We start from the raw sequence: 16,216 nt of genomic DNA on the forward strand, positions 1-16,216 counted from the left end.
GGCCTCCCACTGCTCGGGAGGCCGGGCCCTTCACCGTGGCCGCGTCACGGCCGTCGTGCGCAGGCTCAGGCGAGCGAGGCCATCCAGGCCTCGACGTCCTCGGCGCTGCGGGGCAGGCCGGCCGAGAGGTTCTCGTTGCCGTCGGCGGTGACCAGGATGTCGTCCTCGATCCGGACGCCGATGCCGCGGTACTCCTCCGGCACGGTCAGGTCGTCCTGCTGGAAGTACAGGCCGGGCTCGACGGTCAGCACCATGCCGGGGACCAGCAGCGCGTCGACGTGCTCCTCGCGGCGCGAGTGGGCGCAGTCGTGGACGTCCAGGCCGAGCATGTGGCCGGTGCCGTGCAGGGTCCAGCGGCGCTGGAGGCCCAGCTCCAGGACCTTCTCGACGTCGTACACCGAGGCGTCCAGCAGGCCCCAGGCGAGCAGCCGCTCGGCGAGCACGCGCTGCGAGGCCTCGTGGAAGTCGCGGAACCGGGCGCCGGGCTTCACCGCGGCGATGCCGGCCTCCTGGGCGTCGTACACCGCGTCGTAGATCCGGCGCTGGACCTCGGTGAAGCTGCCGTTGATCGGCAGGCTGCGGGTGACGTCCGCGGTGTAGAGGGTGCTGGTCTCCACGCCCGCGTCCAGCAGCAGCAGCTCGCCCGGGCGCACGTCGCCGTCGTTGCGCACCCAGTGCAGGGTGGTGGCGTGCGGGCCGGCCGCGGCGATGGTGCCGTAGCCGACGTCGTTGCCCTCGACCCGGGCGCGGCGCCAGAAGGTGCCCTCGATCCAGCGCTCCGAGGTGGCGACGGCCTGGCCCAGCTCGCGGACCACGTCGGTGAAGCCCTTGACGGTGGCGTCGCAGGCGGCGCGCAGCTCGCCGATCTCCCACGCGTCCTTGACCAGCCGCAGGCCGCTCAGGAACTCCTTGAGCCCGGCGTCCTTGTCGGCGTCCAGGGCGTCGGCGAGCGCGGCCTCCAGGCCGGCGTCGTAGCCGCGGACGATGCGGGTCGGCACGGCGGAGTCGGCGGCCTTCGCGGCCAGCTCCTCGGCGGCCTTGCGCACGTCGCGGGCGGGCAGCCCGAGCAGCTGCTCCTGCTCGGCCAGGCTGTGCCGGCGGCCGACCCACAGCTCGCCGTAGCCGTCCAGCCAGAACTCGCCGTTCTCGCGGTTCGAGCGGGGCAGCAGGTAGAGCACGAAGTCGTGGCCGGTCGCGCCGGTCGGCTCGCCGACCAGCACCGCGTCCTCGGTCTGGTCGCCGGTGAGGTGGACGTACTCGCTGGCGGCGCGGAACGCGTAGTCGGTGTCGTTGGAGCGGACCCGCAGGTTGCCGGCCGGGACGACCAGGCGCTCGCCGGGGTAGGCGGCGGACAGCGCGGCGCGGCGCTCGGCCGCGTACGGGGCCTGGGCGACGGGGGCGAGGCCGTGCAGCTCGGTGTCGGCCCAGCCGGACTTCATCGAGGCGGCCAGCTCGTCGGAGATGTCGCCGTAGAGACCGTTCTTGCGGCCCTTGTGCTGCTCAGGCTCCTCGCCGCCCTCGGCCTCGGGGTTCTCGGCCACCGCGGGGGTACGGTCCTCGGTCACGTGCAACGCCTCCTTGGGGGGTGGTACCGCCGCCCCTGGGGGAGGTGTCGGATCGCGACACGCGCGGGCGGCCGTGCGTCCGTCCATGGTACGGACGCCCGGCCGCCCGTTCGTTCCGGGCCCGAACCGTCACTCGAAGCGGGCCGCCAGCAGCATCAGGTCGTCGGTGGCCGTGCCCCCGGCGTCCGGGTCCGGGCAGACGGCCAGCAGGTGGGCGCAGAGCCGGTCCGGGTCGATCCGCACGTCGCGCGGGGCGTCGGCGGCGGCCCGGCGCAGGTTGGCCTGCCCGGCGTGCAGGGTCGGGCCGCAGCGGCGGGCCAGGCCCTCGGTGTAGAGCAGCAGGGTGTCGCCGCGCTCGGCGACGAACTCCACCCCGGGGGCCTCCCAGCAGGCCAGCATGCCGAGCGGGGCGGAGAGCGAGGTCTCCACGAACTCGGCGCCGTGCCGGCCGACCAGGACGGGTGGGCAGTGCCCGGCGCCGGCCAGGGTGATCCGGCGCTCCTCGGGCTCGATCCAGGCGTAGACGGCGGTGGCGGTGCGGGTCGGCTCGGTGGTCTTGAGCAGCAGCTCCAGGTCCCCCAGGACGGAGACCGGGTCCTCGCCCTCCAGCACCGCGTACGCCCGCAGCGCGGCCCGGACCCGGCCCATCGCGGCGGCCGCGCCGGGGGCGGAGCCGGGGCCCGCGCCGGGGCCGTCGCCGGAGACGGAGCCGACGGTGAGGCCGATGGTGCCGTCGGGCAGCGGGATCGCGTCGTACCAGTCGCTGCCGGTGGAGCGCTCCAGCCCGGCGGGGACGAGCCGGGCGGCCAGCCGCAGCCCGGCGGCCCGGGGGAGCCGGTCCGGCAGCAGGCCGCGGCGCAGCGCCTCGGTGGTGCGCGAGATCCGGTCCGCCTCCAGCTGCTTGGCGAGCAGCGGGGCGGCGATCTCGCAGTAGTGGCGGGCCAGTTCGCGCTGGCAGTCGGTCGGTTCGGCGGGCTCGTCGTAGAACCAGAGGGCGGCGGCGAGCGGGCCGTCCTCCTCGGTGGCGAGCGGCAGGCCGTAGGCGCCGCCGAGGCCGAGGTGGACGGCGAGTTCGCGCAGCCGGGCGCCGGTGGCCGGGTCCTCGGCGAGGTCGTGGGAGTGCAGCTGGGCGGGCCGGTCCCGTTCGCGCAGCAGCCGGGCCAGCAGGCTCTGCTCGGTCGGGACGGTCTCCAGGGCGCCGAGGCTGGCGCGGTCGAGGCCGTGGCCGACCGGCTGTCCGGGTCCGCCGCCGGGCCGCCGGGTGACCAGCATGCCGCGCCGGGCGCCGAGCAGGGCGGCGCCGGAGGCGAGGACGGTGTCCAGGGTGGCGGCCAGGCCGCGGGCGCGGGCGAGCCGTTCGGTGTGCTCGTGCAGGCTGGTGATATCGGACAGGCGTCCGGCCAAACGGTCCTGCAGCGCGGCGGAGGGCGCCGTGCGGCCGTCCGCCGTGCCGTCCGGGGCGTTGACGGGGCCGGGGAGGTCCGGCAGGTCGAGGACGGTGAGCCCGCCCGCGCAGCCGGGTTCGCCAGGCTCGGCGGTCGTCGTCGGGAGGGCCGTCGACGGGTGGGACTCGTTCATGCCGTCACTCCTGACGCGGTGCTACGTGCCATGCGAAACCCCCAGGTACGGCCAATGTGGAGCGAGCACGGCCAAAGGGCGTGTTTCGCCTCGATTCGCTACTACTCGTCATTGATCGACAGCAATGCCACCACTTCTACACAGGCCATTCGGGGCATGTCCAGATCCAGGACGACGCGGTGGCCCGTTCCACATCGATCGCGACCCGGTCGGGGGGCGCGCGGGGTTGGTGCGCGCGCCACTCGGCCCGGAGGCATGGAGCGGGCCGCGAGCGGGCAGAACCGGGAGGACGGCCCGGGCGGCCGTCCGGATCGTATGTCCGTGCCGCCCGTGAGCCGGGTCGGCCGGAACTCTCTCACTCGTACGGTGGAACCAAGCGCGCCCGGGCGGCGTCCATCCGGTCGCGTACGGGATTCTCGTTCCAAGGGCTGTGCCCTGCGCGGCCCTTTCACGTCGTACTCCACACCTGCTCCACGTCGTGCCGCGCCGTCCGCCCTGCCGCCCGCCCCGCGCCGCGCCGCCCGGGTCCGTGCCGCGGCGGGTCCGCGCGGAGGATCCCGACGGACGCCGGCGGAGCGGAGCGAACCGAGCGGTCAGGGAAAGGAACGAGCGCCATGCGTGAGAACCCGAAAGACCGGTCGGAGGATCGTTCCGCCCGGCTGGCCGCGGCCCTGACGGCCGCCGTCGACCACCGTTGGCCCGTGGTGCCGGGCGCCGTGCTGCGCGACGGCCGCTGCTCCTGCGGCGACCTGGACTGCACCGTCCCCGGCGCGCACCCGCACGACCCCTCGCTGCTGGCCGCCACCACGGACGCCCGGATGGTGCGCTGGTGGTGGGAGCGGCAGAGCCCGGACGCGCCGGTGCTGGCCGCCACCGGCTCCACGGTCTCGGCGGTCAGCCTGCCCGCGGCGGCCGGCGCCCGGGCGCTGGTCTACCTGGGCGCGCTGCGGCTGCCGCTCGGCCCGGTGCTGGCGATGCCGGGCCGCTACGCGCTGCTGGTGGCCCCGTACTCGCTGGACGTGCTCGGCGAGATGCTCGCCCAACTCCCTTGGGTGCCGGGCTCGTTGCGCTACCACGGGGCGGGCGGCTTCCTGCCGCTGCCGCCCGGCGGCGCGGCCGTCGGGGTCCCCTCGGCCGGAGGCTGGGGGAGGGTGCGCTGGGTGCTCGCGCCGCGACCGGGCGTCGGCGGCGGGGTCTGGCTGCCGCAGGTCGGGCCGCTGCTGGGGGAGTTGGTGGAGGCGACGGTCCGGCTGGACAGCGGGCGTTCGGCCTACTGAGGGCCACCGGAGCGGGACGGGCTGTCGACACCGTCCGCCGGGCCCGGATCCGGGCTTCTCCCGGGTCTCGGCCCGGGCCCGTCCGGGGGCTCCGAGCGGGGCACTCCGGAAAAAGAAAAGATCCGGCCGCTGGCGACGGGGGATGCACCAGCGGCCGGACTCTTTAGACAGTAACAAGGATCCGCGCCCGCGCCAATTTCCAAGACGCCCTCCACGCCCGGAAATTGCGCGTTCACCGCGACAATGTGACGCGTATCACGCGGATCCTGCGCCCTTTAGTTCAAGGTGACCTGACGGTTCACCAGGTTCGCGCGGGTGCGCCGCTCCTCGGCGGTCAGCGGGGCCGCGTCGGCGAGCACCGCGGCGAGCCGCTCGGCGAACTCGGCGGCCGGCTTCTCGCAGTCGGCGGCGGTCATCGCGAGCGGGAGGTCCCACACCGGGACGGTCAGGCCGTGCGCGCGGAAGGAGCCGACCAGGCGGGTGTCCGGGCCGAGCGAGGCCTCGCCGGCCGTGTTCAGCCGGGCCAGCGCGTCCAGCAGCTTCTCCTCGGGCACGGTCATCACCCAGCGCAGGTGGTTCTTGTCCGGGGTGCCGCACCAGTACGCGGAGTCCACGCTCGCGAGCTTCTCGGTCGGGATGGCCGAGGCGTTGGCGCGCTCCAGGGAGGCGGCGACCTCGCCGGTGGCGGCCTCGGCGTCCTCCAGCCAGAACTCGAAGCCGGTGTGCACGGCGGGCGTGAACGCGGCGGTGGTGTCCAGCAGGTCCTGCAGGCGGCGCCCGCCCGGGACGGTCCGGCGGGCCGGCACCGGGCTGCCCGGCTCGGTGGCCAGGGCCAGCTCCAGGGCGTCCGCGAGGTCGCGGCTGAGGTCGCCGGAGGCGGACTGGGTCTGCAGGCCGAGCAGGATCGAGCCGTCCTGGCGGCGCAGGGCCGGCCAGGCCAGCGGCAGCACGGTGGCCAGGGTCACCGACGGGACGTCACCGGTCGCGCCGTCGGCCACCCCGGCGGCCAGCGTCAGCGGCACCGTGGCGGCGGGCACCAGCTCGCGCAGGGCCACCCAGTCGGCCTCGCCCGGCAGGCCCTCGAACGGGCGGTGCACCAGCTCCTGCACCGCGTGCGAGGCCTCCCGGCCGTGACACGCCTTGTACCGGCGGCCCGAGCCGCAGGGGCAGTCCTCGCGGGCCCCGACCACGGGGATCTCGCCCGTGACGGCGGTGGTGGACTGGCGCTGCGGCGCCTTCTTGGCGGCCTTCTTGCCCATGCTGCGGCTCTCCCGGGAACGGTGGTCCTGTGTCCCGGGAAGCCTAACGACACATTCCCCGAGCCCGGCTCACGCGCTACGGGCATCGCCCCCGGTGCGCCGGGCGTGCCGGGCCCGGGCGGGCAGCGCCGCCCAGACCGTGACCTCGCCGGGGGCGTCGCGCACGCCCCAGTCGCTGGCCAGCTGGTCGACGATGCTCAGGCCGCGGCCGCCGCGCGAGGTCAGCGAGGGACTCGCGGGCAGCGGCCGGGTGGCCGCCCCGCCGTCCGTGACCTCCAGGGTGAGCACCCCGTCGGCGTGCATCTGCCAGCGGACCAGCACCCCGCCGGCCGGCTCGGCCGGACCCTCGGCGGGCTCCCGGGCGCCCTGCGCGGCGGTCGCCCCGGAGGGGACGCCGACCAGCACCTGCCCGAGCACCTCGGCCCGGGCGCTGCGGCCCAGGGCCGGCAGCGGGCCGAGCGGACGGGCGTACCGACAGGCGTTGCTCAACAGCTCGGAAAGGATCAGAACAGCATCATCGATGACCGGTTCGGGTACCTGCCGGTCACCCAGATCTCGACGCAGTCGGCGCCGTGCGACCCCGACACTCGCTGGGCCGTGCGGCACTGCCATGGTCGATGAAGTCGGCACTTCACGCGCCACCATCAACGCCACCCCCGGACCTCCTTCAGCGTATGCCGAGGGAGAGATGCCCCTTGGTAATGCGTCGGAAACGAGCACCGGACGATCCCGCGAGCCCATTTCGAGTGCGGCGACCGACGGTCGACATCAGGTCATTCCGCGCTCACCCTCCGTCGCCCGGATGCAAGAATTCCGGCAATTTCGCGCGAGGAAGGTTTGACTGCCGACCAGAGTGATCGGAACGGCGGGGTTCGGAGGAGTACGGCCTTCGGTGCGCCGACGGATCACCGGTGGATCACCGGCCGAGTTGCGCCAGTACCTCCGCGGGCCGGTTGGTGATGATCGCGGACACCCCGAGCTCCAGGCAGAGCTCGACGTCGGCCGGCTCGTCCACCGTCCACACGTGCACCTCGTGGCCGAGCTCGCGCAGCCGGGTCACCAGCTGCGGGCGGGCCCGCACCAGCTCGATGCCCGGGCCGGCGATCCGCGCCCCGCCCGGCAGCGGCGAGCCCTCGCGCAGCCGGCCGAGCAGCGGCAGGGTCCGCTCGAACAGGAAGACCCGCCGGTACCGCGGCGCGGCGGCGGCCACCCGGTTCAGCGCGACCGAGGAGAAGCTCATGATCCGGGCCGACGGGCGGTCGCCCTCCCGGACGGCGCCGATCTTGAACCGCTCCAGGGTCCGCAGCAGCTCGGCCTCCACCCGGCCGCGGAAGCGCACCGGGTGCTTGGTCTCGATCGCCAGGTCCACCGGGCGGCCGCACTCCACCACCAGCTCCAGCAGCCGCTCCAGCCGCAGCACGCCGCGCAGCTCCGGGTCGGTGCTGGGGCGGCCGGTCTTCCAGGCGCCGAAGTCGTACGCCTCCAGCTCGGCGAGGGTCATGGCCGAAACGGTGCCCCGGCCGTTGGAGACCCGGCCGATCCGGCGGTCGTGCACGCAGACCAGCGCGCCGTCGGCGGTGACCCGGACGTCGCACTCCAGCGCGTCCGCGCCCTCGTCGAGCGCGCGCCGGTAGGCCGCGAGGGTGTGCTCGGGCAGGGCGTGGGAGGAACCGCGGTGGGCGATCACCTGGACGGGCGGCACGGTGCGCGCCGCCGCCGAGGACAGGTCTGGGCTGGTCACAGGCCCAACGATAGGCGGCGGAGGTGAAGCGCGGACAAAGACGGCCCCAACCTGTGGGGCCGTCTCCGTACCTGCGGGCCCGCTCGGGCCCCGCTCCCTCCGCTCCGTCAGCCCCGGACGGCGCGGCGGCCGAGCGGGGTGAGCGCCCAGGTGGCCAGGGCCGGCACCAGGAAGGCGAACAGCGAGGCCGAGGTCCACTCCTGCGGGGTGAAGTGCAGCGCCTCCTGGGCGGAGGTCCAGAAGTCCGTCCACCAGCCCGCGACCTTGGTCGGCGCGATGAACTGGTAGACCGCGAAGCCCAGGGCCCACGGCAGCAGCATCAGCCAGCGGGACGGCGCGTCGGCGGAGAGGTTCCAGCCGCGTCGGCCGGCGCCGAGGAAGTAGTCCACCACGAGCACCGCCAGCAGCGGCACGAACACCGAGCCGATCAGGCCGAGGAAGCCGTAGTAGGTGTCGGTGAACTCGTCGATCTGCAGCGCCAGCACGGTGATCAGCACGCCGATCGCGCCGGAGAGCACCCGGCGGTCCACCTTCGGCAGCAGGTTCTGCACCGACATCGCGGTCGAGTACACGTTGGCGAAGGACTGGTCCGTCTCGCGCAGCACCAGCACCAGCAGGAACAGCCAGCCGGCCCAGACCCCGAGGAAGGAGTCGAAGATCCGGTTCGGGTCGCCGTCCGACTGCAGCAGCGCCATCAGACCGAGCACGTAGCACCAGACCTGGGCGACCGTGTAGCCGGAGAAGCTGCCCCAGAACGCCGAGCGCGGGGTGCGCGAGTGCCGGGTGTAGTCGGCGGCCAGCGGGACGAAGGAGACCGACACCGCGATCATCGCGTCGGTGGCGCCGAGGAAGCCGTGCCAGTTGCCCGCGCCCGGGTCCGGCACGCCCTGGCGGCCCAGCTGGACGGTGAAGTACACCATCGCCACCGCGACCGCCCCGGCCACGAAGCGGCGCAGCACCGCGATCGAGCCCAGCGGCCAGATGGTCAGCGCGGTGGTCAGCGCGCCCGCGAGCAGGACGAACAGCCAGCGGTAGCCGGTGGTGTGCGCGACGGTCTGCGCGCCCGCCGAGATGGTCAGCAGCTCGAAGACGCCCCAGCCGATGCACTGCACGATGTTGAGCACCGTCGGCAGGTAGGACAGCCGGGTGCCGAACAGCCCGCGCAGGTTCGCCATCGCGGGGGCGCCGGTGCGGGCGCCGATCAGCGCGGCCACGGCGAGCATCGCGGTGCCGACCGCCGTACCGATCGTGATCGCGGTCACCGCGGCGGCCAGCGACAGCTCGCTGCCGGGGGCGCCGAGCACGGTGGCGGCGGTGGAGAAGCCGATCAGGCTGACGCCCAGGTTCATCCAGAGCGCGAAGTGGTCCCGGAAGCGCAGCGTGCGCGGCGGTTCGGTGTCCAGGACCAGGGGCGCTTCGACGTGCTCGGCGCGTTCCAGGAGGGCGGTCGCGCCCGGCGCGGGGGCGTTCGCGCCGGAGTCGGAGGCGTTCGTACCCGAAGAAGAGGATGGCGAAGCAGGCGGCATGGCCGATACTCCCTACGCCGGCATTACCCGGACAGGTTCCGGCGGTCAGCGCCCCCTCGAACGTCCGTCACTCGTGTGGCGTACGGTCGACATGCGCACTCTCAGCCTGGTGGGTCCAAGCTCCCGCGTGTCAGTTTGGAGCGCCAGGCTAACCGGCGCGGGTGCCGACGCCCAAGGCCGAGGGCGGGGCGGTCCGCATCGCGGACGCCCGATGGGGAGGGGAGCCCCGGCCGTCGGTACGGGTGCCGGAGCCGGTGTCAGTGCCGCTGTGGGTGCTGACGCCAGTGCCGGTGTCGGTGCCGGCTAAGGATTCTTATGAGTTCTTCAGAGGGGTCCTTACGGCAAACGAATCGACAGTGCGAAAAACTATGGTCCTTGGTTCTGCCAGCTATGGAGGTCGTCCGTGAGCACCGAGCGCGAGGTTGGGCCCACCGGGCCGCAGGGGGAGCAGCCCGCCGGGCCGGGGGCGGCCGAGTCCGCTGCCGCGGGCCCCGCTCAGGGCGGGCACAACCCGACTATGGCGTTCCGGCGGGTGCCCGAGCCGGAGGCGGGCGCGGTCGAGGCCGCCGCCGCCGAGGCGGCGCCGTCCGCCGACGCCGTTCCGGCCGAGGAGGTCCCGGCCGGGGGTGGGCACAAGCCCACCGTCGCCTTCACCAAGGTGCCCGCACCGGAGGCACCCGCCGAGCCCGTGGCACCCGCCGCACCCGCCGAGCCCGCCGTACTCGCCGTCGAGGAGCCGGCCGTCGACCCGGCCACCGGCTACATCGACGCGCCGCCGCCGGTCCTGCCGCCCGTTCCGCCCGCCCCGGTGGCCGCCGCACCCGCCGCCCCGGCCCTGCCGCCGGCCGGCAACCCGTACGCCACCCCGACCCACGGCGTCCCCGCCGCCGGCGCGCACGAGGGGTACGGCGCCGCTCCGGCCGCGCCCGCCGCCCCCGCCGCGCACGGCCACCACCCCTTCGGGGCCGGCCAGCCGCTCGGCGGCTGGGGCCCCACCCACGACTCCACCTCCGGCGGCGCCGGCTACCCCGGCGGCCCGGCCGGCCCGCTCGGCTACCCGGCGGAGTACCCCGGCGGTCCGGGCGGCCCCGGCGGCCCGCGCAAGAAGCGCGGCGGCCTGGTCGCCCTGATCGCGGCCGTCGCGCTGGTCGCCGGTGTGGCCGGCGGCGCGCTCGGCGTGTCCGTCTCCGACAGTTCCGACCGCAGGAGCTCCGCGAACGACCACCGCAGCACCACCGTCCAGGCCAGCGACACCCAGAAGAACGAGCCCGTCCCCGGCTCGATCGCCGCCATCGCGCAGAAGGCGCTGCCCAGCGTCGTCACCATCAAGGCGCAGGGCAACGGCGAGTCGGGCACCGGCACCGGCTTCGTCTTCGACACCGAGGGCCACATCCTCACCAACAACCACGTCGTCGCGCCGACCCTCAGCGGCGGCAAACTGACCGTCAAGTTCGCCGACGGCAGCTCCTACAGCGCCTCGGTGCTCGGCCACGCCGAGGGCTACGACGTCGCCGTGGTCAAGATCGACAACCCGCCCAAGAGCAAGCTGGCCCCGCTGCCGCTGGCCGACTCCGACAAGGTCAACGTCGGCGACGCCACCGTCGCGATCGGTGCGCCGTACGGCCTGGAGTCCACCGTCACCAGCGGCATCATCAGCGCCAAGGACCGCCCGGTGGCCTCCGGCGACGACACCGGCTCGCAGGCCTCGTACATGAACGCCCTGCAGACCGACGCCTCCATCAACCCCGGCAACTCCGGCGGCCCGCTGCTCGACTCCGGCGGCGCGGTGATCGGCATCAACTCGGCGATCCAGTCCAACGCCTCCGCCAACGGCCGGGCCGGCAGCATCGGCCTGGGCTTCGCCATCCCGATCAACCAGGCCAAGTGGGTCGCGGACACCCTGATCAAGACCGGCAAGCCGGTCTACGCCAAGCTCGACGTGCTGCGCAACGACGACTACAAGGGCGACGGCGCGCAGATCCAGACCAAGGACATCCAGGGCCAGCCCGCCGTCACCCCCGGCGGCGCGGCCGACAAGGCCGGCCTCAAGCCGGGCGACGTCATCACCAAGCTCGGCGGCGTCCCGATCGACAACGGCCCCGCCCTGGTCAGCCGGATCTGGACGCACAAGCCCGGCGAGACCGTCGACGTCGAGTACACCCGCAACGGCCAGACCCTCACCACCAAGGTCACTCTCGGCCAGCGCGAGGGCGACCAGCCGTAACCCCCGCCCGCACCGAAACGTGTGCACCGAACCCCGCCGGACCCGTTAGGCTGACCTCCGCCTGGAGAGCTGCCCGAGCGGCCTAAGGGAACAGTCTTGAAAACTGTCGTGCGGTGACCCCGTACCGTGGGTTCGAATCCCACGCTCTCCGCCGGTAGGAGAACCACCTGCTCAGGGCGGGTGCCGAGACCACTCGGCACCCGCCCTCGGTGTTTCCCGGGCCACGGGCGGGGCGGGGGTTGACCCTGACACGGTGGCAGGGGGTGGAGTGGTCGCACCATGTTGAACATCGGAGACTTCGCCAGCCACGGCCGGGTGTCGGTGCGGATGCTGCGCCACTACGACGCGATCGGGCTGCTGCGGCCCGCCCGGGTGGACCCGGTCAGCGGCTACCGCTTCTACGAGGCGTCCCAACTGGCCCGGCTCAACCGGGTGATCGCGCTCAAGGAGCTCGGCTTCACCCTGCAGCAGGTGCGGGCCGTCCTGGACGAGCGGGTGGACGCGGCCGAGCTGCGCGGGATGCTGCGGCTGCGGCGGGCCCAGCTCGCCGCGGCGATCGCGGCCGACGAGCTGCGGCTGGCCCGGGTGGAGGCGAGGCTCCGGACGATCGAGAGCGAGGGGACCATGTCCGTGCGGGATGTCGTGGTGAAGCCGGTGCCGTCCGTCCGGGTGGCCCAACTGACCGGTGTGGCCGCGAGTTACGAGCCGGAGGACATCGGGCCGGTGATCGGGCCGCTGTTCGCCGAGCTGTGCCGGCGGCTGGCCGGGGCCGGGATCGAGGCGGCCGGCCCGTCCGTCGCCCACTACCAGGACGCCCCGGAGGGCAACGGCTCGGTGCTGGTCGGGGCCGCCGTCCCGGTCGGCCCGTCGGTGCGGGCGGGCGCGCACGACTTCGAGGTGGTCGACCTGCCGCCGATCGGGGAGGCGGCGACGATCGTGCACCGCGGCCCGATGGACGAGGTCCTGGGCGCGGGCCAGGAGCTGGCCCGCTTCATCGAGGAGAACGGCTACCGCTCGGCCGGCTACGCCCGGGAGCTGTACCTGGAGTGCCCGGAGGACCCGGCGGGGTGGGTCACCGAGCTCCAGGAGCCGGTGGTCCGCGGGTAGCCGGGTTTGCCCTCGACCCGGTCGAGGGTCCTAGCGTCACCCGGCATGACCACTGCCGCTGCCACCGCCGCCGTCGGTTCGCGGGCCGCGCTGCCCCGGACGTACCTGCTCTGGCTGGCCGGGGTCCAGGCCGGACTGCTGGGCGACGCCGCGCTGTACTTCGCCCTCGGCTGGGCCGCCTCCGCGCACGGCGGCGGCGCGGCCGGGCTGGTCCTGACGGCGGTCACGGTGCCGCGCACCGCGCTGGTCCTGCTGGGCGGCGCGGTCGCGGACCGGTTCGGCGCCCGTCGGGTGATGCTCGTCGGGGACATGGTGATGCTGGCCGCGACCGCCGCGCTGGCGCTGGTCGCGGCCGACCGGGGCACACCGCTCTGGCTCCTGGTCGCGGCGGCGGCCGTGATCGGGACGGTTGACGCCTTCCACCTCCCGGCGAGCGGTTCGATGCCGCGCAGGCTGGTGCCCGCCGACCGGCTGCCCCGGGCGCTCGCCCTGCGGCAGGCCGGCGGGCAGGGCGCCGTCCTGCTCGGGGCGCCGCTCGGCGGCCTGCTGGTCGCGGCCGGCGGGCTGCCCGGCGTGGCGCTCGCGGACGCGGTGAGCTTCGGGGTCGTGCTGCTGGTCCTGCTGAGGGTCCGCCCCGGGGCGGACGGGCCGTCCGGTCCGCGGGCCGGCCTGCTGAGCGAGGCCGCGTCCGGCGTCCGGCTCGCCCTGGCCGACCCGCTGCTGCGGGCCGCGCTGCTGCTCACCGGTGCGGCGGCCGGGGCGCTGCTGCCGGTGGTGTCGCTGCTCGGCCCGCTGCTCGCCCGGGCGCACGGCTGGTCGGCCGGGACGGCGGGACTGGTGAGCGGCGGGCAGGCGGCCGGGGTACTGGCGGTGGCCGTCCTGGTCGCCCGGCGGGGCGCGCTGCCCCGGGCCGGCGTGGGGGCGGCCGCCGGGCTCTGTACGGCGTCGGCGGGGATCGCGCTGCTGGCCCTGGCCGCGGGGCCGGTGGCGGCGGTGGCCGGCAGTACGGTGGCGGGCCTCGGCTCGGGGCTCTTCGCCTGCCACCTCGGCCCGCTGGTGCTGACCGGCGCGCCGCCGACCCATCTCTCGCGGGTCCAGGCCCTGCTGACGCTCGTGCAGAGCCTGGCCCTGGTGCTCTCGAACGCCCTGCTGGGCCTGCTTGCGGACGCGGCGGGCGCCGCCCCGCCCACCCTCCTCTGCGCGCTCGCCACCGCCGTGGCCGGCCTCACCGCCCTGGCCACCCCGACCCTCCGCCGGGCCTGAGCCGGGCCTGAGCCGGGCCTGAGCCGACCGGTCGCCCGCGCCGGCCCCGGGATCCGGCCGGCACCTCCCCGTACGGCGGCCCTTGCCGCCCGTCCCGCTCCCTGTCCCTCCCCGTGGCCCACTTGCCCGCCCCCTGCCGTCCGGGCAGAGTGCGGAGGTGGAGGCGGTCGGGCGGCGAGTGGAGGCGGCGATGAGTGATCTGACGGACCGACTGGTGCAGGGCCTCCCGGACGGGGCCGTCGTGGTGGACCCGGACGTGACCGCCGCGTACCGCCACGACATGGCGGGTTTCTGCGCGGCCGGGCAGCCCGCGGCGGTGGTGTTCCCGGAGACGGCCGAGCAGGTGCGGCACGTGCTGCGCACCGCGACCGAGCTGCGCGTCCCGGTGGTGCCGCAGGGCGCCCGGACCGGGCTGTCGGGTGCGGCGAACGCGGTGGACGGCTGCGTCGTGCTGTCGCTGGTGAAGCTGAACCGGATCCTGGAGATCGACCCGGTGAACCGGATCGCGGTGGTCGAGCCCGGTGTGGTGAACGCCGAACTGTCCAGGGCCGTCGAGGAGTTGGGCCTCTCGTATCCGCCGGATCCGTCCAGCTGGGAGTCCTGCACGATCGGCGGCAACATCGGCACGGGGGCCGGTGGGCTCTGCTGCGTGAAGTACGGCGTCACCAGCGAGTACGTGCTCGGGCTGGACGTGGTGCTGGCGGACGGGCGGCTGCTGTCCACCGGCCGCCGGACGGCGAAGGGTGTGGCCGGGTATGACCTGACCAGGCTGTTCGTCGGCTCGGAGGGGACGCTCGGGGTGGTGGTCCGGGCGGTTCTGTCGCTGCGGCCGGCGCCCGCCCCGCAGCTGGCGCTGGCGGCGGAGTTCCCGAGCGCGGACACGGCCGGGGCGGCGGTCTGCGAGGTGATGGCGCGGGGTCTGACCCCGTCGCTGATGGAGCTGATGGACGCGGTCTCGGTGCGGGCCGTCAACGAGTTGGGGCGGATGGGGCTGCCGGAGTCCACCCAGGCGCTGCTGCTGGTGGCCTTCGACGGGCCGGACCGGGTGGCCGAGCTGGCCCGGGTCGCGCGGCTGTGCCGGGAGGCCGGGGCGACGGAGGTGGTGCCGGCCGAGGACGAGGCGGAGTCCGATCTGCTGCTGGCCGCCCGGCGGATGGCGCTGCCCGCGCTGGACCGGCTGGGCACCACGATGATCGACGACGTGGCGGTGCCGCGCTCCCGGCTGGCGGAGATGCTGAACGGCGTCGCGGTGATCGCCGAGCGGCACGGGCTGACCATCGGGGTGGTCAGTCACGCCGGGGACGGCAACACCCACCCGATCGTCATCTTCGACGCCTCGGACGAGGAGGAGACGGCCCGGGCCCAGCGCTCCTTCGACGAGATCATGGCGCTCGGGCTGGAGCTGGGCGGCACGATCACCGGGGAGCACGGTGTGGGGCTGCTGAAGCGGGACTGGCTGGCCCGTGAGTTGGGCCCGGTGGCGTTGGACCTGCAACGGCAGCTGAAGGCGGTCTTCGATCCGCTGGGAATTCTGAATCCCGGCAAGATGATCTGATTTTCACTGAAGTATTTCGGCGGGGACCGCACGTCCGAACCCCTGCCGTCGTGGTGTGGCATCCGACGGCCTTTTCATGACCGGGAAAGTCGACATGGGAGGGTGACCGAACTTTTCCGGGGGCGCGCGTGCGGTTCGCACGCGCCAGGGTGGTGCGCCCAGCGGATCGTGTGACGGTGCCGCGCCGTCCCCCGGACCGACCATCGAGCAGCGGCCGTACGGGTGAAGTCCCAGCTCGGACGGGGTATATCGCCGCGTTTTCCGTTTTCCCGGCCGTCATGCGCGGCCCGGGTGGATATCACGCAAACGGGCGAAATTCGCCGTGTGAGCTAGCGCTTTGTCGATTTGTTGCGGAAGTCTGTCTTCCGGCGTCGCAGCCCGCAGGTGTTCGTCCGGTCGACGAACCTTGCGCACCTTGATCGACCATTGCGCGACAAGCAGCTTCCCGGAGGCATTCATGGCTCGCACCCATCCCCGTCGAACAGCCGGGCTCCTACTCGCCGGCCCGCTCGCGGCCGGCCTGCTGCTGGCCGGTGCCGGGGCTGCCGCCGCCGACAACGGCGCGGGCGCCGAGGGCGCCTCCAACGCCGGGGCGGTCTCCGACACCGGCACCGGCAACGTGTTCGGCGGGGTCGACGGCAACTACGTCTCCACCCAGCAGACCGCCGCCGGCTCCGGCGCCACGAACCAGGACAACACCATCGCGGTGAAGGACAACACCGGCACCGTCCAGGGAGGCCAGGGCAACAAGGACGTCAACGTCGTCGTCGCCCCGACCTTCAACTGACCGGCCGACTGACCGGCCGCACGGCCGAGTGACGGCACCGGGCACCACGGAAGGCGGGGGCGCCGGACGTGGGTGGACGCGGGTGAGCTGAGCAGCCGCGGACAGGCCCGGACCGGAACGGAACGGCCGGAACGGACACCGAACCACCGACGCATCACCACCAGAGGGAACAGCGCAACGACCGGCCTGCGGAAAGGGTCACCGCGAAACCGGTCTCGTGGGCGGTGCCGCCATCGGCACCGCCCCCCAGTGTGTGCGGCGCCCGGCCCGGGGTACCCCGCCGGCGGGCCGGGCGGACCCCCCGGACGGGCCCCCCCGGCCACCCCCCCCGGTC

The 16,216-nt window shown here is 74.5% G+C and carries 12 protein-coding genes, 1 tRNA gene and 1 riboswitch; of the genes, 7 read left to right on the plus strand and 6 right to left on the minus strand.

The window, feature by feature from the left end; translation table 11 throughout:
- Positions 1-65: 65 nt before the first annotated feature.
- Entirely contained in the window at positions 66-1,565 is a 1,500-nt protein-coding gene (locus ACFRQN_RS34130; RefSeq protein WP_074001837.1) for an aminopeptidase P family protein, read from the minus strand.
- 129 nt (positions 1,566-1,694) lie between these two features.
- Entirely contained in the window at positions 1,695-3,143 is a 1,449-nt protein-coding gene (locus ACFRQN_RS34135) for a PP2C family protein-serine/threonine phosphatase (RefSeq protein WP_380744300.1), read from the minus strand.
- A 614-nt stretch (positions 3,144-3,757) separates the two neighbouring features.
- On the opposite strand from ACFRQN_RS34135, the gene ACFRQN_RS34140 reads away from it, so the two are divergent.
- Positions 3,758-4,420 (plus strand): bifunctional DNA primase/polymerase, encoded by a 663-nt coding sequence (locus ACFRQN_RS34140; RefSeq protein ID WP_049655147.1) that lies wholly within the window; start codon positions 3,758-3,760, stop codon positions 4,418-4,420.
- A gap of 275 nt (positions 4,421-4,695) precedes the next feature.
- Here the strand turns inward: ACFRQN_RS34140 and ACFRQN_RS34145 are convergent, their stop codons facing one another.
- The 4 genes from ACFRQN_RS34145 to ACFRQN_RS34160 all read right to left on the minus strand — a co-directional run bounded on the left by ACFRQN_RS34145 (position 4,696) and on the right by ACFRQN_RS34160 (position 8,946).
- Positions 4,696-5,679 carry a DUF5926 family protein gene (locus tag ACFRQN_RS34145; RefSeq protein WP_049655150.1) on the minus strand — a complete coding sequence of 328 codons (984 nt, stop codon included), beginning with the start codon at positions 5,677-5,679 and terminating at the stop codon, positions 4,696-4,698.
- Between the two features lie 69 nt (positions 5,680-5,748).
- Positions 5,749-6,168 carry an ATP-binding protein gene (locus ACFRQN_RS34150; RefSeq protein WP_380744302.1) on the minus strand — a complete coding sequence of 140 codons (420 nt, stop codon included), beginning with the start codon at positions 6,166-6,168 and terminating at the stop codon, positions 5,749-5,751.
- Positions 6,169-6,595: 427 nt separating this feature from the next.
- A complete protein-coding gene (locus tag ACFRQN_RS34155) occupies positions 6,596-7,420 on the minus strand; it encodes a glycerophosphodiester phosphodiesterase (RefSeq protein WP_380744304.1) in 825 nt (274 codons plus the stop codon).
- 107 nt (positions 7,421-7,527) lie between these two features.
- Complete coding sequence (locus ACFRQN_RS34160; RefSeq protein WP_079271981.1) at positions 7,528-8,946, minus strand: cytosine permease; 1,419 nt, start codon at positions 8,944-8,946, stop codon at positions 7,528-7,530.
- A riboswitch (TPP riboswitch) is annotated at positions 8,939-9,083 on the minus strand. It overlaps the preceding gene by 8 nt.
- 266 nt (positions 9,084-9,349) lie before the next feature.
- Between ACFRQN_RS34160 and ACFRQN_RS34165 the strand changes: the two genes are divergently transcribed.
- The 6 genes from ACFRQN_RS34165 to ACFRQN_RS34190 all read left to right on the plus strand — a co-directional run bounded on the left by ACFRQN_RS34165 (position 9,350) and on the right by ACFRQN_RS34190 (position 15,882).
- A complete protein-coding gene (locus ACFRQN_RS34165; protein WP_380744307.1) occupies positions 9,350-11,170 on the plus strand; it encodes a S1C family serine protease in 1,821 nt (606 codons plus the stop codon).
- Between the two features lie 63 nt (positions 11,171-11,233).
- A tRNA-Ser gene (locus ACFRQN_RS34170) sits at positions 11,234-11,321 on the plus strand.
- Positions 11,322-11,449: 128 nt separating this feature from the next.
- Positions 11,450-12,277 (plus strand): MerR family transcriptional regulator, encoded by an 828-nt coding sequence (locus ACFRQN_RS34175; RefSeq protein ID WP_074001836.1) that lies wholly within the window; start codon positions 11,450-11,452, stop codon positions 12,275-12,277.
- 45 nt (positions 12,278-12,322) lie between these two features.
- Entirely contained in the window at positions 12,323-13,540 is a 1,218-nt protein-coding gene (locus ACFRQN_RS34180) for an MFS transporter (protein ID WP_380744309.1), read from the plus strand.
- A gap of 190 nt (positions 13,541-13,730) precedes the next feature.
- Positions 13,731-15,095, plus strand: coding sequence for an FAD-binding oxidoreductase (locus ACFRQN_RS34185; protein ID WP_380744311.1), 1,365 nt, complete (start codon positions 13,731-13,733; stop codon positions 15,093-15,095).
- A 457-nt stretch (positions 15,096-15,552) separates the two neighbouring features.
- The gene (locus ACFRQN_RS34190; RefSeq protein ID WP_049656286.1) at positions 15,553-15,882 is read left to right on the plus strand and encodes a hypothetical protein; all 330 of its coding nucleotides are present in this window, start codon (positions 15,553-15,555) and stop codon (positions 15,880-15,882) included.
- Positions 15,883-16,216: the final 334 nt, after the last annotated feature.

The sequence above is a fragment of the Kitasatospora sp. NPDC056800 genome, assembly GCF_042789775.1.
Lineage (GTDB): Bacteria > Actinomycetota > Actinomycetes > Streptomycetales > Streptomycetaceae > Kitasatospora.

Excerpts from the sequence above, each read along its gene's own strand:
- ACFRQN_RS34185 (WP_380744311.1), top strand. The coding sequence starts at position 13,731 with ATGAGTGATCTGACGGACCGACTGGTGCAGGGCCTCCCGGACGGGGCC.
- ACFRQN_RS34140 (WP_049655147.1), top strand. The coding sequence starts at position 3,758 with ATGCGTGAGAACCCGAAAGACCGGTCGGAGGATCGTTCCGCCCGGCTG.
- ACFRQN_RS34175 (WP_074001836.1), top strand. The coding sequence starts at position 11,450 with ATGTTGAACATCGGAGACTTCGCCAGCCACGGCCGGGTGTCGGTGCGG.
- ACFRQN_RS34135 (WP_380744300.1), bottom strand. The coding sequence starts at position 3,143 with ATGAACGAGTCCCACCCGTCGACGGCCCTCCCGACGACGACCGCCGAG.
- ACFRQN_RS34160 (WP_079271981.1), bottom strand. The coding sequence starts at position 8,946 with ATGCCGCCTGCTTCGCCATCCTCTTCTTCGGGTACGAACGCCTCCGAC.
- ACFRQN_RS34180 (WP_380744309.1), top strand. The coding sequence starts at position 12,323 with ATGACCACTGCCGCTGCCACCGCCGCCGTCGGTTCGCGGGCCGCGCTG.
- ACFRQN_RS34145 (WP_049655150.1), bottom strand. The coding sequence starts at position 5,679 with ATGGGCAAGAAGGCCGCCAAGAAGGCGCCGCAGCGCCAGTCCACCACC.
- ACFRQN_RS34190 (WP_049656286.1), top strand. The coding sequence starts at position 15,553 with ATGGCTCGCACCCATCCCCGTCGAACAGCCGGGCTCCTACTCGCCGGC.